21 protein-coding genes and 1 pseudogene are annotated in these 20,244 nt (G+C 69.8%); 9 read left to right on the forward strand and 13 right to left on the reverse strand.

Annotated elements, in window-relative coordinates; translation table 11 throughout:
• Positions 1-20: 20 nt before the first annotated feature.
• On the forward strand, positions 21-302 hold the full coding sequence (locus ACFXKG_RS29160) for a DUF1876 domain-containing protein (protein ID WP_384845417.1): 282 nt from the start codon (positions 21-23) through the stop codon (positions 300-302).
• Between the two features lie 122 nt (positions 303-424).
• Here the strand turns inward: ACFXKG_RS29160 and ACFXKG_RS29165 are convergent, their stop codons facing one another.
• Both ACFXKG_RS29165 and ACFXKG_RS29170 read right to left on the reverse strand, forming a co-directional pair.
• Positions 425-1,306, reverse strand: coding sequence for a universal stress protein (locus ACFXKG_RS29165; RefSeq protein WP_384845419.1), 882 nt, complete (start codon positions 1,304-1,306; stop codon positions 425-427).
• A 184-nt stretch (positions 1,307-1,490) separates the two neighbouring features.
• Positions 1,491-3,020, reverse strand: a complete 1,530-nt coding sequence (locus ACFXKG_RS29170; RefSeq protein ID WP_384845421.1) for an AAA family ATPase — start codon at positions 3,018-3,020, stop codon at positions 1,491-1,493.
• 241 nt (positions 3,021-3,261) lie between these two features.
• Between ACFXKG_RS29170 and ACFXKG_RS29175 the strand changes: the two genes are divergently transcribed.
• Positions 3,262-3,960, forward strand: coding sequence for a helix-turn-helix domain-containing protein (locus tag ACFXKG_RS29175; protein ID WP_384845423.1), 699 nt, complete (start codon positions 3,262-3,264; stop codon positions 3,958-3,960).
• Positions 3,961-4,170: 210 nt separating this feature from the next.
• On the opposite strand, the gene ACFXKG_RS29180 is transcribed toward ACFXKG_RS29175, so the two are convergent.
• On the reverse strand, positions 4,171-5,034 hold the full coding sequence (locus tag ACFXKG_RS29180) for a 3-hydroxybutyryl-CoA dehydrogenase (RefSeq protein WP_384845425.1): 864 nt from the start codon (positions 5,032-5,034) through the stop codon (positions 4,171-4,173).
• A gap of 172 nt (positions 5,035-5,206) precedes the next feature.
• Positions 5,207-5,938, reverse strand: coding sequence for a TetR family transcriptional regulator (locus ACFXKG_RS29185; protein ID WP_384845427.1), 732 nt, complete (start codon positions 5,936-5,938; stop codon positions 5,207-5,209).
• A gap of 251 nt (positions 5,939-6,189) precedes the next feature.
• Between ACFXKG_RS29185 and ACFXKG_RS29190 the strand changes: the two are divergent.
• Both ACFXKG_RS29190 and ACFXKG_RS29195 read left to right on the forward strand, forming a co-directional pair.
• Positions 6,190-7,096 (forward strand): annotated as a pseudogene (locus ACFXKG_RS29190) (electron transfer flavoprotein subunit alpha/FixB family protein); the annotation flags it as partial.
• Between the two features lie 112 nt (positions 7,097-7,208).
• Positions 7,209-7,454 carry a hypothetical protein gene (locus ACFXKG_RS29195; protein WP_384845429.1) on the forward strand — a complete coding sequence of 82 codons (246 nt, stop codon included), beginning with the start codon at positions 7,209-7,211 and terminating at the stop codon, positions 7,452-7,454.
• A 346-nt stretch (positions 7,455-7,800) separates the two neighbouring features.
• Here the strand turns inward: ACFXKG_RS29195 and ACFXKG_RS29200 are convergent, their stop codons facing one another.
• Entirely contained in the window at positions 7,801-8,433 is a 633-nt protein-coding gene (locus ACFXKG_RS29200; RefSeq protein ID WP_384845431.1) for a TetR/AcrR family transcriptional regulator, read from the reverse strand.
• A 95-nt stretch (positions 8,434-8,528) separates the two neighbouring features.
• Between ACFXKG_RS29200 and ACFXKG_RS29205 the strand changes: the two genes are divergently transcribed.
• Together ACFXKG_RS29205 and ACFXKG_RS29210 are read left to right on the forward strand one after the other, a co-directional pair.
• Positions 8,529-8,891, forward strand: coding sequence for an SDR family NAD(P)-dependent oxidoreductase (locus ACFXKG_RS29205; RefSeq protein ID WP_384845433.1), 363 nt, complete (start codon positions 8,529-8,531; stop codon positions 8,889-8,891).
• Positions 8,888-9,730: an SDR family oxidoreductase gene (locus ACFXKG_RS29210; RefSeq protein WP_384845435.1), complete on the forward strand. Its 843-nt coding sequence runs from the start codon at positions 8,888-8,890 to the stop codon at positions 9,728-9,730. Before ACFXKG_RS29205 ends, ACFXKG_RS29210 begins: the two co-directional genes overlap by 4 nt.
• Positions 9,731-9,836: 106 nt before the next feature.
• On the opposite strand, the gene ACFXKG_RS29215 is transcribed toward ACFXKG_RS29210, so the two are convergent.
• A complete protein-coding gene (locus ACFXKG_RS29215; protein WP_384845437.1) occupies positions 9,837-10,424 on the reverse strand; it encodes an HD domain-containing protein in 588 nt (195 codons plus the stop codon).
• Positions 10,425-10,519: 95 nt separating this feature from the next.
• Complete coding sequence (locus tag ACFXKG_RS29220) at positions 10,520-11,437, reverse strand: helix-turn-helix domain-containing protein (RefSeq protein WP_384845439.1); 918 nt, start codon at positions 11,435-11,437, stop codon at positions 10,520-10,522.
• Positions 11,438-11,577: 140 nt separating this feature from the next.
• Here ACFXKG_RS29220 and ACFXKG_RS29225 point away from each other — a divergent pair, with 140 nt between their 5' ends.
• Both ACFXKG_RS29225 and ACFXKG_RS29230 read left to right on the forward strand, forming a co-directional pair.
• The gene (locus ACFXKG_RS29225) at positions 11,578-11,796 is read left to right on the forward strand and encodes a hypothetical protein (RefSeq protein WP_384845441.1); all 219 of its coding nucleotides are present in this window, start codon (positions 11,578-11,580) and stop codon (positions 11,794-11,796) included.
• Positions 11,797-11,840: 44 nt separating this feature from the next.
• Complete coding sequence (locus ACFXKG_RS29230; RefSeq protein WP_384845443.1) at positions 11,841-12,491, forward strand: NAD(P)-dependent oxidoreductase; 651 nt, start codon at positions 11,841-11,843, stop codon at positions 12,489-12,491.
• 112 nt (positions 12,492-12,603) lie between these two features.
• Here ACFXKG_RS29230 and ACFXKG_RS29235 read toward each other — a convergent pair whose 3' ends face one another.
• The 4 genes from ACFXKG_RS29235 to ACFXKG_RS29250 all read right to left on the reverse strand — a co-directional run bounded on the left by ACFXKG_RS29235 (position 12,604) and on the right by ACFXKG_RS29250 (position 16,852).
• Positions 12,604-14,277 carry an FAD-dependent oxidoreductase gene (locus ACFXKG_RS29235; RefSeq protein WP_384845445.1) on the reverse strand — a complete coding sequence of 558 codons (1,674 nt, stop codon included), beginning with the start codon at positions 14,275-14,277 and terminating at the stop codon, positions 12,604-12,606.
• Between the two features lie 134 nt (positions 14,278-14,411).
• Complete coding sequence (locus ACFXKG_RS29240; RefSeq protein ID WP_384845447.1) at positions 14,412-15,287, reverse strand: NmrA family NAD(P)-binding protein; 876 nt, start codon at positions 15,285-15,287, stop codon at positions 14,412-14,414.
• 202 nt (positions 15,288-15,489) lie between these two features.
• Positions 15,490-16,092 carry a carbonic anhydrase gene (locus tag ACFXKG_RS29245; RefSeq protein ID WP_384845449.1) on the reverse strand — a complete coding sequence of 201 codons (603 nt, stop codon included), beginning with the start codon at positions 16,090-16,092 and terminating at the stop codon, positions 15,490-15,492.
• A gap of 94 nt (positions 16,093-16,186) precedes the next feature.
• Positions 16,187-16,852 (reverse strand): HD domain-containing protein, encoded by a 666-nt coding sequence (locus ACFXKG_RS29250; protein WP_384845451.1) that lies wholly within the window; start codon positions 16,850-16,852, stop codon positions 16,187-16,189.
• A 73-nt stretch (positions 16,853-16,925) separates the two neighbouring features.
• Between ACFXKG_RS29250 and ACFXKG_RS29255 the strand changes: the two genes are divergently transcribed.
• The gene (locus ACFXKG_RS29255) at positions 16,926-17,882 is read left to right on the forward strand and encodes a GlxA family transcriptional regulator (protein WP_384845453.1); all 957 of its coding nucleotides are present in this window, start codon (positions 16,926-16,928) and stop codon (positions 17,880-17,882) included.
• Positions 17,883-17,913: 31 nt separating this feature from the next.
• On the opposite strand, the gene ACFXKG_RS29260 is transcribed toward ACFXKG_RS29255, so the two are convergent.
• Positions 17,914-18,759 (reverse strand): alpha/beta hydrolase, encoded by an 846-nt coding sequence (locus ACFXKG_RS29260; RefSeq protein WP_384845455.1) that lies wholly within the window; start codon positions 18,757-18,759, stop codon positions 17,914-17,916.
• Between the two features lie 142 nt (positions 18,760-18,901).
• Positions 18,902-20,047: a DUF5937 family protein gene (locus tag ACFXKG_RS29265; RefSeq protein WP_384845457.1), complete on the reverse strand. Its 1,146-nt coding sequence runs from the start codon at positions 20,045-20,047 to the stop codon at positions 18,902-18,904.
• Positions 20,048-20,244 lie beyond the last annotated feature (197 nt).

Raw genomic sequence — 20,244 nt, forward strand, 5'->3', positions numbered from 1 at the left:
GGCCCACGAAGGGAGCGACCATGAAGGCCAAGCAGTGGAGCGCGCAGATCTACCTCACCGAGGACGGTGACGAGACACGGGCGCGTGCGGTCCTGGTGACGCAGGACTCCTCGCGCACGGACACCTCGCATGTGGTGGGCAGAGGGGTGGCGCGCCGGAATCCGATCGACCGCTCCATCCCCGAGATCGGCGACGAACTGGCGGCGAGCCGCGCGCTGGAGGACCTCGCGGTCCGTCTGCACGATGTCGCGTCCAAGGACATCGTGCAGTTGACCGGGCCCGCCGATCCGTCCCTGTGGTGACGCCATGCGGTGACGTCACCTGATCGTGGTCGCCATTTCGTGCTCGTCGTTTCGTGCTCGTCGTTTCGTGCTCGTCGTTTCGTGCTCGTCGTTTCGTGCTCGTCATGTGATGTCAGGCGACGTCAGGCGCGCGGGATCACCGCGACCGGGCAGGGCGCGTGGTGCAGGACGGCGTGTGTGACCCGCCCCAGTGGGGAGCCGATACGGTGTGCGGGCCTGCGGGCACCCATCACCAGCAGGTCCGCCGCGGCATCGGCGGCCGCCTCGACCAGGGCCCCGGCGACCGAGGTGGCCCGGACGGTCTCCACCATGACCTCCAGGTCCGGGAACTCCTTCAGGACCGGTTCGACCATGTGCGACGTGGCCTCGCCCTCCGCCTCGGCCATACCGCTGAGATCGTCGACCATCGTCGCCATGGAACCCACGTTCTGGAGGAACAACCAGACGCTGACCACTCGGAGCGAGGCATGACGCAGCCGCGCGGTCCGCGCGGCGAACGTCAGGGCGTCCCGGTCGCCGTCGTCCCGGACCGCGACCGCCACGACCCCACCCGTGTCTTCCGTGACGTGGCGCACCACGATCACCGGGCCTTTCGCCCGCGCGGCGGTACGCAGTCCGACCGAACCCATGAGCAGGGCGGTGAACCCGCCCAGCCCCCGGGAGCCCACCACCACGGTGCCGTCCTCCCCCGCCGCCTCCAGCAGGCTCTCCGCCGGCTCGTCACGGCTCAGGACGGTGGAGACGGGAAGGTCCGCGTACTCACGCGCCACCCGCGCCGCCGCGGCGTCGAGCGTCTCCCGAGCCTTGCCGAGGACGGTGTGGGTGTCGTCGGAGTGTTCGACGCCGATCGCGTGAACGATGGTCAGTGGCCTCCTCCGTGAGGCCGCCTCGCCGGCGGCCCAGAGCACCGCCGTGGTGGCGTGGTCGGATCCGTCGGTGCCGGCCACCACCGGCCCGAGTGCTCGCGTACCGAACGTGCCGTTGTCGCTTGTGCTGCCGTCCATGGCCGACCTCCTCCTGGTCCGGTGCTCTTCCGGTCCGATGCCCGCCGAGGAGCACGAGGAGCGGTCTCCTCTCCGTGGCCCTTCCCACGCTGTCAAGGCAGGTGCGGACGCGGCGAGGGCCAACGGGGGTGCTTCGGGGGCCGAAGGGGCCCAGGAGCCGGGGCGGGGCCGGTGTGCGGACCGCTCAGTCGGGCGCCATGTACGGCCGCCGGAAGACGCTCGTCCGTTCGGCGCCGTCGGGCCGTACCGCCGCGACCGCCCGCCCGACCGCGGCGTCCAGGGGCCCGCTGGTGTCCAGCGTGACGGCCTCCGGCCACGGTTCCGCCGCCGCCTCCATGGCCTCGCCCACATCGGGGCCGGCGTCGGACGGGCCCGGCGGGCGGGCCGCGAGCCGGTGCGCGGCGACCTCACGCGGGACCTCGCAGCGCAGTGGAACAAGCTCGGCACCGTGGCGCCGGGCCGCCTCGGCCGCGGCCCTCCGCCACTCCCCCGCGTTCCAGGTCGCGTCGAGCACGACGGATTCCCCGGCGGAGAGCAGTGCCGAGGCACGGTCGATCAGCTCGCCGTACGTACGCCGCGTCCACTCAGGGGTGTAGACGCCCCTCTCGTACTCGGCGGGCGCGGGCCGCTCCGGCGGGAGGCCCGCCAGTTCCTTGCGCAGCCGGTCGCTGCTCAGAAGGGTGAGGCCGAGCCGGTCGGCGAGCGCCCCGGCCAGGGTCGACTTGCCGCTGGCGGGCAGGCCGCCGACCAGGACGAGCCGTACCGCCGAGGTCCGCAGGTGGCGCACCGTGATGTCGGCGAACCGTTCCGCCTCCGACCGCGCGGTGGGCACGCCCTGCACTTCTCTGAACAAGGAGACCTTGGCGCGGACGAAAGCGCGGTAGGCGACGTAGTGGTGACGCAGGGACGGTGGCGCGTGGTCACCCGAGTACTCGCTGTACCGGGCGAGGAAGTACGCGGCGGCCTGCGGCGCCCCCAGCCGTTCCAGGTCCATGGTGAGGAAGGCGGCGTCGTCGAGACCGTCGACGTAGCGCAGTGTGTCGTCGAACTCCAGGCAGTCCAGGACACGGGGACCGTCGTCGAGACAGAAGATGTCCTCGGCCTGCAGGTCGCCGTGGCCGTCGACCACCCGCTCCTCACGGACACGAGTGTCGAAGACGTCCTTCCGGCCGGCCAGATAGCGGCGTACGAGATGCGCTATCTCACCGATGTGCGACAGGGGAGGCCGCCCGTCCAGGGCATGGATCTGTTCGAAGCTCGCCTCCCAGCGGGCGAGCAGGGCATCCCGGGTTCCCTCGTGGGAGATCACGGCGCTCCGCGGGGAATCGGCGTGGCATGCGGCGAGCACCCGGGCGGTCCGCCGCAGCGCCTCATCGACCGGTGCGCCGACGGCGACCAGATGCGCGAGTCCGCGCTCGGCCGGCATCCGGCGCATCACCACCACCGGCTCGGGCGGGCCGCCCCACGGCAGGCTGACCTCGGCGACTCCGTCGTACACGTCGGGGGCGAAGCGCCGGTTGAGCACGACCTCCCGCTCACACGCCGCGCGCCGGGCACGGGGGCTGCGGAAATCGAGGAAGCCGAGGTCGACGGGTTTCTTCACCTTGTAGGCGTGGTGTCCGACGAACACCACGACCGCGGTGTGTGTCTCGGCCACCGCGGCGGTCCGCGAGATGTCCGCGCCGCTCGGCCATTCTCCGGAATTCGATGACATCACCGGCTCCTCCGTACAGCGACCGGCCCCACGCCGAGGCCGGGGTCCCAGCCTCTACATGGTGCGCGGCCACGGCCCCGGTCGTGTAGGGCCGAGTAGTCCTTCCACGGACCCGTGGGGCCGGTCAGCCCTGTGCGGGGAACCGTCCGGCCCACGCGCCGGACCCGGTCCGGCGCACAGTGTGGCAGTGACAAGTGACAGCAGGGGGCTCGTTCCCGAACCCGAAGGATGTGCGTTCACCATGCCGGATCACAGGCGAGGGGAATCGCGCGGGCGGACCGTCCACGCATCCCGCAGCGACCTGGGCAGGCGTGTCACGGCTCGCCGGGAACAGCTGGGACTGAGCCGGGAGGAGGTGGCCGCGCGAGCGGGATCCGTTCCCGGCTACATCGAGTTCGTCGAGGAACGGCAGTCGACCCCGGGCATCGGATTCCTGCTGCGGCTCGCCGACGCCCTGGAGACCACGGTCGACACACTGACCGGAAGCACGACGGAACTGCCCCCGGGCACGGGGCCGGCCGCCTACCATCCGGCGCTGACGACTCTCAGCACCGAGGAATGCCGTGAGCTGCTGTCCACCCACGGGGTCGGCAGAGTGGCGGTCTCCACGTGGGACGGCCCGGCCGTCGTTCCCGTCAACTACGTCGTCGCCGGCGACGACGTCGCGTACCGCACCGCTCCCGGAACAGCGGCGGCCGAGGCCGTCGGCCAGGAGGTCGCCTTCGAGACCGATCACATCGACGACGCGATGAGCAGGGGCTGGAGCGTCAACGTCGTCGGGACCGCGCGGGCCGTCACCGGTGACAACGACGTGCGGCGTCTGGACCGGCACGCACACACCACGCCGTGGGCGGGCAGCGGGCGCCGGCTGTGGGTGTCGATCGCCCCCACCCGCACGACGGGGCGCCGTATCGACATCCAGTCTTCGGCGGGCGGTTGACCCCGACGGGACGTGCCCGGGCGATCCGGACTTCACCGGTACCGCTCGGACGCCCGGGCGGCGGATGTCACGGCCGCTGTGGAGGCGGGAGGCAACCTGATCGAGATCGTCCTCTCCGACGGGTAACCGGGACGGCAGGGTCGACGGGGGCGAACAGCGGTGACGGACGGCACCGGTGACCGCGCGGAACCCGCGATCCGCGTCGAGCGGTCACTCGTCGTAGCGGTGGAAGCCCCGGCCCGTCTTCCGGCCCAGCGTGCCCGCGGCGACCATACGGCGCAGCAGCGGGGGCGGGGCGTGCAGCGGCTCCTTGAACTCCTCGTACATCGACTCCGCGACGGACTGCGCGGTGTCCAGGCCGATGAGGTCGAGCAGCCGCAAGGGCCCCATGGGGTGGGCGCAGCCGAGGACCATGCCCGCGTCGATGTCCTCGGCGGAGGCGAAGCCGGACTCGAGCATCCGGACGGCGGACATCAGGTAGGGAACCAGAAGGGCGTTGACGACGAATCCGGACCGGTCCTGGGCCCGGATCGCGGTCTTGCCCAACCGTGTGGTGACGAACTCGGTGACGTGGTCGACGACATGGCCGGAGGTGAGCTGTGTGGGAACGATTTCGACGAGCTTCTGCACCGGGACCGGGTTGAAGAAGTGCATGCCGATGACACGGTCCGGCCGGTCGGTGCACGCCGCGAGATCCATGACGGGGATGGAGGAGGTGTTGGACGCGATGATCGCGTCCGGGGACCGGAGCACCTTACCGAGCGTCGCGAGGGTGGCGGTCTTCACCTCGAATCGTTCGGCCACGGCCTCTATGACCAGGTGGCGGTCGGCGAAGTCCCCCAGATCGGCGGAGAAGGTCAGCCGTGACAGCGCCGCGTCCCGGTCCTCCTCGGACAGCTTGCCGCTGCGGACGCCACGGTCGAGGGAGGCGACGACGCGACGACGGCCGGCCATCGCCGCCTCGGGGCTGACCTCGCCGACGAGGACGTCGAGACCCGCGCGAGCGCAGATCTCGGCGATTCCGGAACCCATCAGCCCGCAGCCGACGACCCCTACTGTGACGATCTCACCCATGCGAAAAGCCTCTTCTCACCGAGGTAACGGCTGGACCGGTCGACGCCGTCCGGGCCCGCCGCTCAGCGCCGCGGAGGAACGACGAACAGGCATCCTGGCCAGAGTATGGCACCAAGTGCCACAGGTAAAGGAACTGAGTTCCCTCCAGGAAGGGGGCGACATGGGGCGTGATTCAGGCTTCGTCGAGGGTGGCCTCGACGCCCCGGACCACGCGCCACATCGGCGTTCCGCGTTTCGCGATGAGCACCACCACGTCGTCCGTCGCGCCCTCCCCCTCTCCGGGAGCCTCCGCCCCCGAGCCCCAGGTGCTCCGCACATACTCCAGGGCGTGGTCCACGCGGGCCGTGACATCCCCCTGACCGCCGGAGCGAAGCCAGGAACGGAGCGCGTTGTTGTGGGCCGCGACGACGGCGGCGGCGATCACGTCCGCCCGCAGGGTTCCGCCGGACCAGCCGGTGAACCTCCGGCGCAGGTAGTCGGCGAGGGCGCGTTCATATCGCCAGACCACGGACAACTCATGGTGACGAAGCCCGGGCACGCTCCTGGTCAGCCGGTAACGCTGCACGGAGAAAGACGGATTGGCCGCGTACATCCGCATGACCAGGCGCGCGGCGTCACAGACACGCGCCACCGGCTCCTCCTCGCCGCTGCCGTGGCGCAGGAAGTCCGTCATCTCCGCGAGGCATCCCTCATGGTCGGGGAAGACCACGTCCTCCTTCGACGGGAAGTAGCGGAAGAAGGACCGCCGTCCCACCCCGGCGAGCTTGACGATGTCGTCGACCGTGGTCTGCTCGAACCCGCGCTCCCGGAACAGCTCGAACGCCGCATCGACAAGGGCGCCCCTCATCGAGGGCTTCGCAGCGCCGTCGCCGGATCCCGGACCGTGTCCCTGTACCGCGTTCATACCGGGAACCTAACACCGGAGGAAGCCCGGCCACGGCCTGATCACGGCGTCGGCGCCTCCTGCGCGGGCGGGGCACGCAGATCTCGACCCATGACACTGAGTGTGCATACTCTAGGGTACTGAGTACCTCGATCGAGTCGGATATCGAGGGCACTCTCCAGGTCCAGCGGACCACAAGGGCACGCGATCCGCCGCGAGTTGCCCGCGTCGGGCCGCGTACGCCAAGGACACTCCCCGCCTCGGCGAGTGATCGCCGCGAAGGGACGCCAGTGAGCTTGCGCATCGTTCTCGGTCCGGGTGCCGCGGCCGCCGCCCCGGTGCTGGCCGAGCACGGCGCGGTGAAGGTACTCACCGCGGACGCGCCGGAGTTCGCCGACTACCTCGTGGTCCCCCACGTCGACGCGCTCCAGGCCGCGTACGACGCGGTCTCCCCCCGTCGCCGTCCTCGTGTCCTCCTCCGCGGAGGGCAAGGAGATCGCCGCGCGGCTGGCGGTACGGACCGGCTCCGGCATCATCACCGACGCCGTCGACCTCCACCTCGGCGACGACGGGCCGGTCGCGACCCAGTCCGTGTTCGCCGGTGCCTTCACGACCACGTCACGGGTCCGCAAGGGCGCTCCGCTCATCACGGTCAAGCCCAACGCGGTCCCGGTCGAACGGGCTTCGGCGGCCGGCGTGGTCGAGTGGCTCACGGTGACCTTCTCCGAACAGGCCACCGGCACGAAGATCACCGCCCGCACCCGCCGCGAGCCGAGCGGGCGTCCCGAGCTGACCGAGGCAGCGATCGTGGTCTCCGGCGGCCGCGGCGTGGGCGGAGCGGAGCACTTCCCCGTCATCGAATCCCTGGCCGACGCCTTGGGCGCGGCGGTCGGTGCCTCCCGCGCGGCGGTGGACGCGGGCTGGTACCCGCACACCGCGCAGGTCGGCCAGACCGGCAGAACCGTCTCCCCGCAGCTGTACATCGCCGCGGGCATCTCCGGCGCGATCCAGCACCGGGCCGGCATGCAGACATCGAAGACCATCGTGGCCGTCAACAAGGACGCCGAGGCACCGATCTTCGACCTGGTCGATTACGGCGTGGTCGGCGACCTCTTCGAGGTCGTCCCCCGGCTCACCGAAGAGATCACCACCCGCCGCACCGGAGATCCTCGCCTTTGATCAAGCCCTCCGCGCCGACGGGCGCGAGGCAGGACGGTGGCGAGAAGCACCGGCCACCCCGGGACAGGAAAGGGCCGGGCGGCCCCTCGTCAGGCGGTGGCCGGGGTGACCGGTGCTTCTCGGCACCGCCGTCCTCGCCCTGCTCGTCGCCCTCGACGGTGACGGCACCACCAGCTACATGATCATCTGTTCCGCGTTCCTGCCCATCTACCGGCACCTGGGCATGAACCCCCTCATCGTCGCCACCATCGCGACGATGGCACTGGGCACCCTCTCCGGCACCACCCCCTGGGGCGGCGCCGCCACTCGCGGCATCAGCGTCCTGCACCTGAACGCACCGAGTGCTTCGTCCACATGATCGGCCCGATGGTGCTGACCTCGCCGGCCATCATCACCGTCGCCTACTGGCTCGGCCTGTGCGAACGCCACAAGATCGACGCCGAGAAGCTCGCCGCGTACAAACTGGAGATCGCCGATCCCCTGGTGCTGTTCATGGTCGCGTTCGTCATCGCCCTGCTCGTCAACATCCGCGGCATCGGCGACCAGCAGGAACTCATCAAGCGGCAGACGGCCAACGCCGTCCCCGTGATGATCCTCGTCCTCGCCGCCGGCGTCGGCCGACGCCGTCATCACCGGAGCCATCTCCGTCACCTGAAACCGGCCGCGGACCACCCCTGTGGAGCGGGCGGTGCCGGCTCAGCCGCTCAGCCGCTCGGCCGAGTCGGGCCCGTGGCCGGTGGCCAGCTTCGCAGGGCCATGTCGGCCACCTGCTGGAGGTCGTCGCGCGTGGCGCCGCCGACGGCTTGGACGGCAATGCCGTTTGCCACGGTCATGAGGTAACGGGCGAGCAGTTCGGGGTCGGTTCCGGGCGGCAGATCGCCTTCCTCGACGGCTTGCCGGAGCCGGTCGCGGAGGAGGGAGGTGTGCTCGTTGCGCCAGGCGATGAGGTCGTCGCGGGCGTTGCGCCCCGGCTCGCCGGCGGCGAGGGACCCTTGGACGCCGAGGCATCCGGTGGGGCCGCCGGGGCGGGTGGTGGCCCGGACGGAGCCGTTCAGGAACGCGGTGGCCACCTGGCGGGCGGTCGGCTCCCGCAAGGCGCGCGCTCCGTACGAGGCGGGGCCCTCCGTGTAGCGCTCCAGGGCCTTGCGGAACAGGTCCTCCTTGTTACCGAAGGCCGCGTACATGCTGGTCCGGGTGATGCCCATGGCGTTGGTCAGGTCGGTGAGGCTGGCTCCGTCGTAACCCCGTTCCCAGAAGACCCGCATGGCGCGTTCAAGGGCCTGGTCGGTGTCGAAGCCTCTTGGTCGGCCGATCGGCGCCTTCTGTCGTGTCTCCATGCAAGGGATCGTACCTCTTTTGTACTGGCTGGTGCGGAAGGCGCTACAGCCCCCTTCGGTATCGATCGGTACATATATTTGTGGAGGTCATGCGCATGGGACAGCTTGAGGGGATGACCGCAGTCGTCACCGGCGGCAGCACCGGGATCGGCCTGGCGACCGCGAGGCGACTTGCGGCCGAGGGCGCGCACGTGTTCATCACCGGCCGGCGCGAAACCGAGCTACGGAAGGCCGTCGCCACCATCGGCAACGCCACCGCGGTGTCCGGTGACGTCAGCGTCGCGGCCGACGTGGACCGCCTGTACCAGCGCGTGCGGGAGCACGGGCAGGGCCTGGACGTGCTGTTCGCCAACGCGGGCATCAATCACATCGCGAGGTTGGACGAACTCACCGAGGACATCCATGACGCGGTCTTCGACAGAAGGCCCTCCCGCTGCTCAACGACGGTGCCTCGGTGATCCTCACCGCCTCCACCGCCGCCGAAGGCGGCGGGGCGGGTATGAGCGCCTACGGAGCGTCGAAGGCGGCCGTGCGGGCTTACGCCCGCGCCTGGGCCGACGAGCTCGGCAGCCGGGGCGTCCGGGTCAACGCGATCCCGCCGGGCCCGGTGGACACCCCGATGTGGGACGCGGCTTTCGGCGATCGCGCCAGGGAGAAGATGGAGGCCCTCGCGGCCGGCGCGGCCCTGCTCCTGCAGGGCCTGACCGCGCACCACTTCGCCACCGTCTCCCACCCGGTACGGCCGGGAGACGTCGCGCTCGTGCACGCCGCCGCCGGCGGGGTCGGGATGATGCTCACCCAGATCGTCAAGGCCCGTGGCGGCACCGTGATCGGCCTGGTGTCACGACCGGAGAAGGCCGGATACGCCACCGACGCGGGCGCCGACCACGTCCTGGTCTCCTCCGGTGACGCGTTCGTCGAACCGGTGCGCGAGCTGACCGGCGGCGAAGGTGTGCACGTGGTCTTCGACGGTGCGGGCGCGACCACGTTCGCCGCTTCGCTCCAAGTACTGCGCACGCACGGCACGATGGTGTTCTACGGGCCGCTGATCGGTGACGTACCGACCATCGCGCTGAACGACATCCCCCGCAGCACCCGCCTCACCTACCCCGTGACCGGGGACCATGTCCGTACCCCCGAGGAACTCGCGGCGCGCGCGGCCGAGTTGTTCGCGCTCGTCGAAAGGGGCGAGCCGGTCGTCCGGATCGGCGGCCGCTATCCGCTGGCGGAGGCGGCAAGGGCCCACGCGGACATCGAGTCGCGTACGACCACCGGGAAACTGCTGCTCATCCCGTGACGGACGACCGGTGACACCACCCGCGCGATCGGCCGGGCCGGAGTGTCGGCCACGCTCCGACCCGGCTGCCACCTCCCGCCGCACCGCGGCTAAGCGCGCTCGGAGGTCACTCTCCGGCCTGCTGCCGACGCAGCAACTCGGCCGCGATCGAGTACGGAGGTGCCGCGGCCCGGGAGCGGACGGCGTGCTCGACGATCGCGTTCTGGACGAAGTGGTCGTCGGCGGGTCGGGGGTATGTGGCGTAGATCGGCCGGAGCACCGCGGCATTGAGGTCGGTGAAGTAGCCGGCGTCGGTGAAGACACCTTTGTGGGTCAGGTAGGTCAGCAGTCCGCGCCGGTCGGCGATACCCAGGGAGGAGTGCAGGGCGATCGCTTCCCATACCCGGTCGACGTCCGCCGCCGCGACGCCGTGCTCGGTCAGCACGGATGCCGCCAGATCGGCGCCTTCCACTTCGAACCGGGCTTGGCCGGCCGCGAGGGTGCCCAGTCCCAGATCGTGCAGCACGCAGGCGGCGAAGAGCAGATCCTCGTTGTACGCCGCGTCGTTCAGGCAGCCTTCCCGCTCGGCCAGCAGACGGGCGAACAGGAAGCTGCGGATGCTGTGGTCGGCGATCGGTGTGCTCTCCGACTTCTGTACGAGGGCGAGGCTCGCGTCGGCAAGCGGACCCGTGGGCAGGGCGAATATGTCGTTCATGCCCCGACCGTACGAGGACGGTGCGTGAACGAGAAGTGGCCCGAGTGCCGCGCATCGCCAGGATCGGGTCATGGCATCGACGCAGGCAGGCGGCTTCAACTGGCGGGCCGGGCCGGGCGGTACCGGCCGCGGAAGGCGGCCGGTGTGGTGCCGGTGCGCTGGACGAAGTATTTGACGAAGTTGCTGGTGTCGAGGAAGCCGAGGCGGACCCCGATGTTCGCGACGGGTTCGTCGCCGTGGGCGAGGAGGCGTTCGGCCTCCAGTACGACGCGACGGTCGATGAACCCCTTGGCGCCGACGCCTGCCGCGGCGTACGCGGCCCGGGTCAGGGTGCGCGGCGCGTATCCGAGGACGCGTGCGTAGTGTCCGACGTCGCGGGCCCGGGTGAAGTCGGTTTCGACGGCGGCACGGAAGCGCTGGAAGGTTTTCGTGTGCTCGGCGGGCAGGGTGCCGACGGGTGCGGTCCCGTGGGTCAGGCGCAGCAGGAGCACGGCGAGCAGCCGCTGGAGGATGGCAGCACGGGTGGGGGGCGGCATGTGGGTGGTGCCGTATTCGTGGGCGAGGTGGTCGAGGGCGCGGTGCAGGGCGGGGGCGTCCTCGCCGGTGATCTGCCACAGGGTGCGTCCGAAGGGGTCGTCGAGGCGGACGTCGGTGGCGGTGACGGGGTCGAGGACGTCGGGCCGGAACAGCACCAGGGTGCCGGTCGCCGCGCCGAGGTCGCCGAAGCGCTGTACCTGGCCGGGGCGGACCCACAGCCAGGTGCTGTCGGTGACGGCGTAGTCGGCGAAGTCGACCATGTGCCGGAGCAGCCCCTGTTCCACCGTGAGAAGCAGGTGGAAGTCCGGGCGCTGTGCGCGGCCGGCTCCCTCGGCGTCCCGTGCGCCGACCGCTCCGCCGAGGCGGTGCATGCGGCGGCGCAGTTCGGCGATCGGCATCACCTCGACCCCGACCGTGCCGGGCGCGGGCGGGACGTACGGGATCTCCGGGATCGCTTCGTGTCCGTTTTTCACCACGCCGAGACCTCACCGTGCCTGGGCGGAACCTTTCGCGGCTTCTACGTTTGAAGTCGGTGGGGAGCATATGCGGCGGCAAGGACGTCGCAGCTCCCGGCCCCTACCGATGACTGACTTCTACCCGTGTCAGGAGGCCCCGTATGACCGACCTCACCCGTCTGACGAACGCGTTCGACGCCTGCTGCGGCTGGTGCTGCGGCTCGGGGCCGGCGCTGCGGGAGTTCGCCGACCGCAACGCGGACCGTATCGAGCCGCGGGTGTTGTCCGGCGGCCTCTTCTCCGGCCCGCGTGCCCTGCCCGTGGCGGCGTACCCGCGCATCCCGGCCGCCGACCGGCGCATCGCCACCGCTACCGCCTGAACGCCCACCGAACCACCACCACAGATCACGAAGGAAACACCGTCATGACGAACATCGCTGTCTTCGGAGCCAACGGCACCATCGGCTCCGCCATCGTCCGCGAGGCCCTCGACCGTGGCCACACCGTCACCGCCGTCGTCCGTGACCGCGCCAAGGTCACCGAACGCCACGCGAATCTCACCGTCACCACCGGCGACATCCTCGACAGCCGGTCGGTCGCCGCTGCGGCGAAGGGCCAGGACGTCGTCGTCAGCGCTGTCGGCGGCGGTGACGGCCCCGGTCACATCGCCACCATCAAGCCCGCCGCCGTCGCCCTCGTCGAAGGACTGCGGCCCCTCCGCGGGCAGGGACCCCGCCTGGTCACCGTCGGCGGCGCCGGCTCTCTGCGCACTCCCGACGGCAAGCAGGTGTGGGACGCCCCGGGCCTGCCCGACTTCCTGCTGCAGATCATGCACGCCCACGGCGACGCCCTCGACTACTACCGGACCGTCACGGACGTCGACTGGACCAACATCAGCCCCGCGGCCATGATCGAGCCCGGCGCGCGCACCGGCGGCTACCGCACCTCACTCGACGACCTCGTCGCCGACGACGACGGCAACAGCACCATCTCCGTGGAGGACTACGCGGTCGCCCTCCTCGACGAGATCGAGCGGCCGGGCCACCGCCGGCAGCGCTTCGCCGTCGGCTACTGACCGACAGGCGCAGCGGAGTGCCGAGCGCGGGGGGCTCGGCACCCCGCTGCTCGGCGACCGACCGTGGCACAACAGTGCTGCGCGTCGGCGGCCGGGCACGGCCGGTGGAACGCTACAACCGCGCACCGACCACCTGATGGACCGAGGATATGGCGCTCGCCCCTTCCCCGACCGCGGCGGCGACGCGCTTGGTGGACCCGTACCGCACGTCCCCGACCGCGAAGATGCCCGGCATGCTGGTCTCAAAGGGGAGTGGATCGCGCCCGAGAATCTTCCACTGCGGCCCCAGATCCTCGTCAGGGATGTGGCTTCCCGTGTATATGAATCCTTTCCCGTCGGTAGAACAGCAGCCGTTCAGCCAGCCGGAAGCCGGGTACGCACCGATAAAACAGAACAGCCCGTGGCACGGCACAACGGCTTCTTCGTCAGTCGAGGAGTTCGTCAGCCGTATCGCTTCAAGAGAAGTCCCGCCCTGAAGCCCTGTGACTTCCGTCGACGTATGCACCGAAATCCGAGGGTGGACAGAGATTCTATTCACCAGATAGGAGGACATGCGAGCGGAAAGATCTTCCCCACGGACCACCAGATTCACCATGCACCCTCGACCCGCCAGGAAAACAGCAGCCTGGCCGGCCGAGTTGGCACCGCCCACGACGGCCACTTCCTTTCGGGCACATGAGCGCGCCTCCATCTCGGTCGCCGCATAGTAGATGCCGGCATGCTCGAACTCCTTCCACCGGTCGACGGGGAGCGACCTGTACCGCGCCCCCGTGGCGATAATGGCGGCCCTGGTGGGAATCTCCGTACCGTCGGAGAGGAGAACGGTGAGCCGATCGGCTCCTGTCCCGAGAGCTACGACCGTGCTGGGGCTGTAGATATTGGCGCCGAATTTCAGCACCTGCACCGATGCGAGCCGGGTCAGCTCCGCCCCGCTGAGTCCGTGGGGAAATCCGAGGTAGTTTTCGATGCGCGAGCTGGCCGCCGCCTGGCCGCCGGGGCCGACCGCGTCCAGCATGACGGTCGCGAGTCCTTCGGAGGAACCGTTGACGGTGGCCGCCAGCCCCGCGGGGCCACCTCCGACGACCACGAGATCCACATCCGGGCTCCGCCCCTTGCGATAAGAGAGGCCAAGGCTTCTGGCGAGTTCGGCCGGAGTGGCCCTCAGCAATTTCTCGCCGGGCAGAAGCACAGCCGGCAGGTCGTCGACGGAGAGCGCCGACACATCCATCAGAAATTTCGCCTCAGGGGTGTCGATGTCCAGCCAGGAGTGAGGCAGTTCGAGGCGTGCGACGTATGTGCGCAGCGACATCGAATCCGCAGAGAAGGAGCTTCCGATAATTTCGATGGTCTGGGCTGCCGCATATTTCAGGATGTGACGCCGAGCCCTGAAAGCCGTCAATATGATGTCCGCGATGTCCGCCTCGGTCGCCATGAGGCGGCGAAAATTCTCCGTGGAGAGTCGGTAGATTCGACTGTTCCGAACGGCCCGCGCGGACAGATACACAGTCTGCCCCGTCAGCAGACCGAGTTCACCCAGGAACGCACCCGGGCCGAAGGTCGCGATCACCTCTTCGGGCGCGTCGGCCGTCGCCTCGCGCACCACCTCCACCTCGCCGTCGGCGATGACGACAAGGTCGTATGTCTCGTCGCCGATGCGGTGTATCACGTGACCGACGGTGACGTCTTCGACCACTCCAAGGTCGAACAAATAATCCAGCTGTCGCCGGCTGAGGGTCGGGTATGCCAGGTCCTCGGAGATTCCGGGACCTGTTTCTGCACTGCTCATCGTGTCCCCCGGTAACCGTCCGGTTCGGGAACCCGGTCGCGTACCCCATGCACCAGCGTATGACCCGAGGCCCTCACGCGCCCGTCCGAGTAGCCCCCTTGCCTGATGTGGACGGTGGACCGCGGGGCGGTCGTTCAGGCGGTGGGCAGTTCGAAGGCCGCGCGGTTCTGGGCGATGAAGCCCTCGACATCGAGGGGGTCGCTGCCGCCGATCGTCTTCACCAGGTCGTTGGTGCCGGCGAAGACTCCGTTGCGGTAGTCGACGGCCACGGCGAGCAGGTGCTGGATCAGGTGGTCCGGCGCGCCGCGCCCGCGCAGGATGGCGGCGAATTCGTCGAGGTCGATGGGCACGTAGGTGACGTCACGACCCAGCGCCCGCGACATCTTCTCGGCGATCTCGTAGTGGTTGAGCTCCTCGGCTCCGTACAGCGGGTAGATCTGGCCGGCGTGCGGGGCGGGGTCCTCCAGGATGGCCGCGATCACCTTCGCCTGGTCGCTTTCGGCGATGGGGGCGTGGCGTCCGTCGGCGAACGGCAGGCGCAGTTCGCCGGTTCCGTCGGCCCAGGTGTCGATCAGCCACTGGGCGAAGAAGGTCGGGCGGATGTGGGTGACGGGGACCGGGAAGTGGTCCAGGACGCGTTCGGCGACCCAGTGCTGGCGCGCCGCGTTGCTGGCGGTTCTACGGCGGGCGGAGACCTGCGACATGTTCACGATCGCCTGGACCCCGTTCTCCTCCGCCGCCTGGGCCACGTTCGCGGTGGCGTCCATCAGGCCGGGGCGGATCGGATAGGTGAAGTACAGGGCGTCGATCCCCTTGGTCGCCAGGGCAAGGGAGTCCAGGTCGAGGACGTCGCCTTCCACGACGTCCGCGCCGAGGGCGGCGAGCCGCTCGGCGCGGGCGTCGCGGCGGCGCACGAGTGCGCGGACGCGGTGCCCGCGCTGGAGCACGAGTTCGGCGGTGTGGCCACCGGTCTTGCCGGTCGCCCCGATCACGAGCAGGTTGCGTTCCATGATGGTGGCTCCGTTCCAGGTGAGCTTCGTTCGCGGTGAGCTTCGTTCCGGGTGAGCTCCGTTCGGTGAGAGGGAGCTGGCGGGAACTCCACTGTCACTCCATCGCGTGGGCGTCGCACGAGATGAGTGAGAGGCGGTGCGACGCCCGGTCCAGCGGGAGGCTGTGGCCGCGGGCCCGACGCGCGGGCCCGCGGCCCCGTGATCAGGCTGTGCCGACCACCTCGGCCGGGACGTCGCGAACGACCTCGGTCAGCTCGCCGGAACCGATGTCGTAGAAGAGGCCGTAAATCTCGATGTGTTTCGGGGTGCCCGGGCTGTTGCGAATCAGGCTTACGTCGTAATTGAGTGACTTTTCGTAGTCGGCGATGGAGATGCCGTCCCAGTCGTACAACGACGAGATGTCGGTGTGATGCTCATGCTTCCACGCAGCGGTGATTCCCTCCGCCGTGAAGGAAGTGGCGCCGCAGAAGGAGTGGTGTACGACGGCCACCCGCTCGATTCCGAAGAGGTGCTGGGAGACCGTGATCGAGCGAAGAGCGTCCGTCGCGCGTCCACCCCCGACGATGAGGGGGAACACCGTCGCCGTAGAACCTGCCTTCCTGCCTGCCTCGTCGAGAACAAGGTCACCCGGGTAGACCTCGTCACCGAAGTGATCGGCGACGGCTTGCGCGGCGTCGGCCGCGCGGGGGTCGAAGCAGTAGACGGCGATCGTCCTGACGGGAATCGAACTGGTGATGATCTCCCGAGCCGCCGCTTCGTTGTAGCCCGGCTGCCCTCGGAAAGTGAACTCGGCAAAATTTGACATGTTTGACTCCGATCTCGCGGAACAGTCCCGGCTTTTCCTGTAGAAGCCCGGGACACTCGACATATGAGTGGGTGCCTCGGTGAGGGCTTCTCGCCTACTCTCCCCACGGTCCCTTGGCTATGCCGCGCTCCATGGTGGTGACTCCGTCCGCTTCCCGCTCACGCGCCAGATGGAAGGCGAGGGCATAGGGGGGCGCGGCGGTCTCGGAGCGGGCTCCGTGCGCGAGGACTTCGTCGGCGAAATGGCGGACCCACCCGAGCCGTGGGTAGGCGGCATGGATCTGCCGCTGTTCCTTGGCCACCAGGTCGAAATGTTTGCCGAAGTCGATCCAGACGCCTTCGTACGTGAGGTAGGTCAGCAGTCCCATTCGTTCGGGGATCTGAGGAGTGCTGTGCAGGGCGATCGCCTCCCAGACCCGGTCGACGTCCCGGGCCGGAACTCCGAGATCGGTCAGTACCGCAGCGGCGAGATCAGCGCCTTCCATCTCGAACCGGAGCCGGCCGGGTGCGTCGGGGCCTGTTCCCAGGTCGTGCATCACATGGGCGGCGAAGAGGAGTTCCTCGTCGTAGTCCGCGTCGTTCAGAACGCCTTTGTGGGCGGCGAACAGACGGGCCCAATAGAAACCACGAATGCTGTGGTTGAGCACGGACGGGTGCACCGCGGCACGTGCCGCGGCGAGGCTTGCCTCGACCAGCGGCCCAGCGGGAAGAACGAGTACCTCGTTCTGGGGCCCTTCCGGGAGGGCGGGGGTTTTGGCCATGACTCGACCCTAGGAGAGCGGCTCCCCCGTCAAAAGTGGCACGGATGCCATACAGCGCTACAATCGTGCCACTATGACCAACAGACACTCCGTCGCGGTGCTCGTACTGCCCGGTGCGCTCCCGCTCGAGTTCGGTACCGCGACGCAGATCTTCGCGATGGACCCCCACTACGACCTGACCGTGTGCGGTGACACCGACACCGGCCTGGTGCCAGGGTGTGGCTTCGCGATCACCGTCGCGGCCGGCCTCGAAGCACTCGACGACGCCGGCACCGTGATCATTCCGGGTTACGACGACATCGACGCGGCCCTGTCGACCGAGCTTCTGGCCGCACTGCGAGCGGCTCACGCCCGAGGCGCCCGGCTCGTCTCCATCTGCACCGCGGCCTTCGCCCTCGCCGCGGCCGGGCTGCTCGACGGGCGCCCCGCGACCACCCACTGGCGGCACTCCGAGCAGTTGCGTCAGCGCTACCCACACGTCGATGTCCTGCCGAATCAGCTCTACGTCGACGACGGCGACATCCTCACGTCCGCCGGCGTGACCGCGGGAATCGACTTGTGCCTGCACCTGATCCGCACCGACCGCGGCGCCGCCGCGGCGAATACCCACGCACGCGATCTCGTCGCGCCGCCACGGCGACGGGGAGGCCAAGCACAGTTCATCGACCGCTTCCGCCCCGAAGCGAGCGGAGAGGAACTCGCGCCGCTGCGGGAGTGGATGCTCGACAGCCTCGCGGAGCCCCTGACCATCGGCCGCCTGGCGGAACGCGCCAACATGTCACGGCGGACACTGATCCGGCGCTTCCGCGAGGAGACCGGCACCCCGCCCATGACCTGGCTCACCGACGCACGCATCGACCGAGCACGCGAACTGCTGGAGGCGACCACCGTGCCCATCGAGCAGATCGGCCGCCTGACCGGTCTCGGCGCTCCCGCTTCCCTGCGGGCCACATTCCATCGGCACCTCGGCACCTCCCCTCAGGAGTACCGGACCCTGTTCCGTCACCAGGACGAGACCGCGGACGCGTGACCGTCGGAACGCCGGTGCGGGACGCCCGGTTTCAGGATCCCGACGACGGTGTACGGGCGGACAGCACACCGGCGGCGAACGCGCGGACCGCGTCCAGTACGCCCATGCCGTGGTGCGCGACGCCCGGCACGATGTCGAGGGTGACGCCGATCCCCAGCGCGGTGTAGTTGTCGCGCAGGGCCGTGATCCGCTCGACGCGGGTCCGGCCCACGGCGTCGGCGCCGTCCATCCAGTTGGAGTCGCCCGGGTTGTTGATCTCCCAGGTCTCGGTGTCCTCGGAGCCGACCACCATGTGCACCGGCACCTTGCGGATCTCCTCCAGCCGTACCGGCGTGCCGAAACGCTCCTCGAAGCCCGCCGTGCCCAGCCACCACTCGCGCTCCGGGTCGATCAGGGTGACACGGCCGGGCGCGCCGATCGACACACCGCTGAGCCGCTCCGGGTGGAGGTACAGGAAGCGGTGCGCGAACTGTCCGCCGCCCGAGAAGCCGTGCAGTGTGAACCGGTCGGTGTCGATCGTGAAGCGCGTCCCCGCCTCCTCGACGATGGCCAGCAACTCCTCGTCGTAGCGGATGCCGCCGTACTCGATGAACTTGAAATTGTGCAGGTCGTCCGGGTCCCCGATGCCCGCGGGGAACAGCGGGGCGAGCACCACGCAGCCGTACCGTTCGGAGAAGTCCGCCATAGCGTCCCGGTACTGGACGGCGGTACGGCCGGTGCCGTGCTGCATCACCAGCAGCGGGAGCGGGGTGTCGGTGGTCTCGTGCACGGAGGGCACGTGCAAGCAGTAGGAGAACCGCTGGTCGTGCTGTGAGGCGAAGACGGTGGTGGAGCCGGTGCGGTAGAACGCCTTGGTGCTCTTGATGCGCGGTGTCACATTTCCTCCTGCGGTGCCCCGCCGCCTGACACGGGGTGGTGTCCGCCACGATCACGCCGGAGCGGGCGTCCGCTCAAGGTGATTGCCGCGCGTGCGTCAATGGTGGAGGAGCGCTGCCGCGCCGGGCGGTGCGCGGTGGGCGTCAGCGGTGCAGGGCGCCGAGCAGGTCGACGCCGAGGGTCCGGACCGCCTCCTCGTCCAGCTGGTAATGCACCCGGGCGCCCTGCCGGTGCGTGTGCACCATGCCGGCCTCCCGGAGCCTGCGCAGGTGCCGGGACATCTGCGGCGGCGTCATGTCGAACTGGTGGGCCAGTTCGGTGGTCGTCACGGACTGCCGCAGGAGCGCGCGGCACAGCCGGACGCGGATGGGATCGTCCAGCGCCCGGACCCTGCGGAGCACCTCGTCCATGCCGGGCGGTTCCCCGTCCCCCTCGCCGCGCACCGGGTACTGCACCACCACCGGATATCCGGGGTAGTGCTTGATGGCCAGATGAGGGTTGGTGTGGAGCGAGGGCACCAACAGGCACTGCGCGTCCGTCAGGCTCACCCGCGCGTTGTACAGCTTCTCGAAGACGACCCGCGGCGGGTCGTCCTCAAGGCGCGCGGTGGGGAAGTCCGCCAGGATCCGGCCTCCGCGGAGCCGGCGCTCGTGGGTGCGTACGCGCACGTCCGACGTGAGCACACCGCGCAGCCGGATCCACTCCGCCTCGAAGAGCTCCTCGGCCGCGGCGGACAGGAAGGCCGTGAGGTCGGCCCGGAACGCGGCGGGGTCGGCGAGCAGCCGCACCCCCAGCGCGAACCGGCGTTCGGACAGTTGCCGCAGTCGGCCGAGGAAGTCCTCCGGGGACCAGGAGCGACTACGGAGGTGCCGCGCGCTCCCGGAACCGGAGCGCGGTCCAAGGCGTGGTCCGAAGTGCGGCGCCCTGTCGGGCTCTTCCGGCTGGTGGCTGTTCTTTCCGATCAGCGCCTGCTCGGTCATCGCCGTGAACACCCCTTCGGCCAACCCTCCGATGTCGGCCAGCTCCTCCTCCAGGGTGCGTTCCGGCCCCGGTGCGAGGGGAAGCAGATAGCGGGCCCGGAACGCCCCCCACAGCGGTGCCCACTGCGCGGCCCGCGCCAGCAGCCCCTCGTCCGCGCCCTGCCGCACCGCGCCGACCCAGCGGCGGCTGGCCGGGTGATGCCGAGGTCCGTCCAGCGCGTGCAGGCAGGCGCACAACTCGGCTATCGGGGACAGCCGGGTGCTGATGCGCTCCTCCGGGGAGCTTCCCAGGTCGATCACTACGGGCATGGGTCGACCGTCGGTGATTGACGCCTTCCTGTCAATCGTCTTGTGGTCACGACGCACGGGGCGCAAGCTCCGGACTCATCTCCCCGCCACGTCACATCTCCCCCCGCTTTCCGGCCGCCCGGCCCCACGGTCCCCGCGCTCGATTCCGTGATCCTACGATTCCCCCGTCCCGCGCCCGCCATTGAGATCCCACGCCC

This window comes from Streptomyces sp. NPDC059255, from assembly GCF_042752355.1.
Taxonomy (GTDB): Bacteria; Actinomycetota; Actinomycetes; order Streptomycetales; family Streptomycetaceae; genus Streptomyces.

What these genes read in the sequence shown, in the direction of transcription:
- ACFXKG_RS29160 (WP_384845417.1), top strand. Translation starts at nt 21, where the DNA reads ATGAAGGCCAAGCAGTGGAGCGCGCAGATCTACCTCACCGAGGACGGT.
- ACFXKG_RS29165 (WP_384845419.1), bottom strand. Translation starts at nt 1,306, where the DNA reads ATGGACGGCAGCACAAGCGACAACGGCACGTTCGGTACGCGAGCACTC.
- ACFXKG_RS29170 (WP_384845421.1), bottom strand. Translation starts at nt 3,020, where the DNA reads ATGTCATCGAATTCCGGAGAATGGCCGAGCGGCGCGGACATCTCGCGG.
- ACFXKG_RS29175 (WP_384845423.1), top strand. Translation starts at nt 3,262, where the DNA reads ATGCCGGATCACAGGCGAGGGGAATCGCGCGGGCGGACCGTCCACGCA.
- ACFXKG_RS29180 (WP_384845425.1), bottom strand. Translation starts at nt 5,034, where the DNA reads ATGGGTGAGATCGTCACAGTAGGGGTCGTCGGCTGCGGGCTGATGGGT.
- ACFXKG_RS29185 (WP_384845427.1), bottom strand. Translation starts at nt 5,938, where the DNA reads ATGAACGCGGTACAGGGACACGGTCCGGGATCCGGCGACGGCGCTGCG.
- ACFXKG_RS29200 (WP_384845431.1), bottom strand. Translation starts at nt 8,433, where the DNA reads ATGGAGACACGACAGAAGGCGCCGATCGGCCGACCAAGAGGCTTCGAC.
- ACFXKG_RS29205 (WP_384845433.1), top strand. Translation starts at nt 8,529, where the DNA reads ATGGGACAGCTTGAGGGGATGACCGCAGTCGTCACCGGCGGCAGCACC.
- ACFXKG_RS29215 (WP_384845437.1), bottom strand. Translation starts at nt 10,424, where the DNA reads ATGAACGACATATTCGCCCTGCCCACGGGTCCGCTTGCCGACGCGAGC.
- ACFXKG_RS29225 (WP_384845441.1), top strand. Translation starts at nt 11,578, where the DNA reads ATGACCGACCTCACCCGTCTGACGAACGCGTTCGACGCCTGCTGCGGC.
- ACFXKG_RS29230 (WP_384845443.1), top strand. Translation starts at nt 11,841, where the DNA reads ATGACGAACATCGCTGTCTTCGGAGCCAACGGCACCATCGGCTCCGCC.
- ACFXKG_RS29235 (WP_384845445.1), bottom strand. Translation starts at nt 14,277, where the DNA reads ATGAGCAGTGCAGAAACAGGTCCCGGAATCTCCGAGGACCTGGCATAC.
- ACFXKG_RS29240 (WP_384845447.1), bottom strand. Translation starts at nt 15,287, where the DNA reads ATGGAACGCAACCTGCTCGTGATCGGGGCGACCGGCAAGACCGGTGGC.
- ACFXKG_RS29245 (WP_384845449.1), bottom strand. Translation starts at nt 16,092, where the DNA reads ATGTCAAATTTTGCCGAGTTCACTTTCCGAGGGCAGCCGGGCTACAAC.
- ACFXKG_RS29250 (WP_384845451.1), bottom strand. Translation starts at nt 16,852, where the DNA reads ATGGCCAAAACCCCCGCCCTCCCGGAAGGGCCCCAGAACGAGGTACTC.
- ACFXKG_RS29255 (WP_384845453.1), top strand. Translation starts at nt 16,926, where the DNA reads ATGACCAACAGACACTCCGTCGCGGTGCTCGTACTGCCCGGTGCGCTC.
- ACFXKG_RS29265 (WP_384845457.1), bottom strand. Translation starts at nt 20,047, where the DNA reads ATGCCCGTAGTGATCGACCTGGGAAGCTCCCCGGAGGAGCGCATCAGC.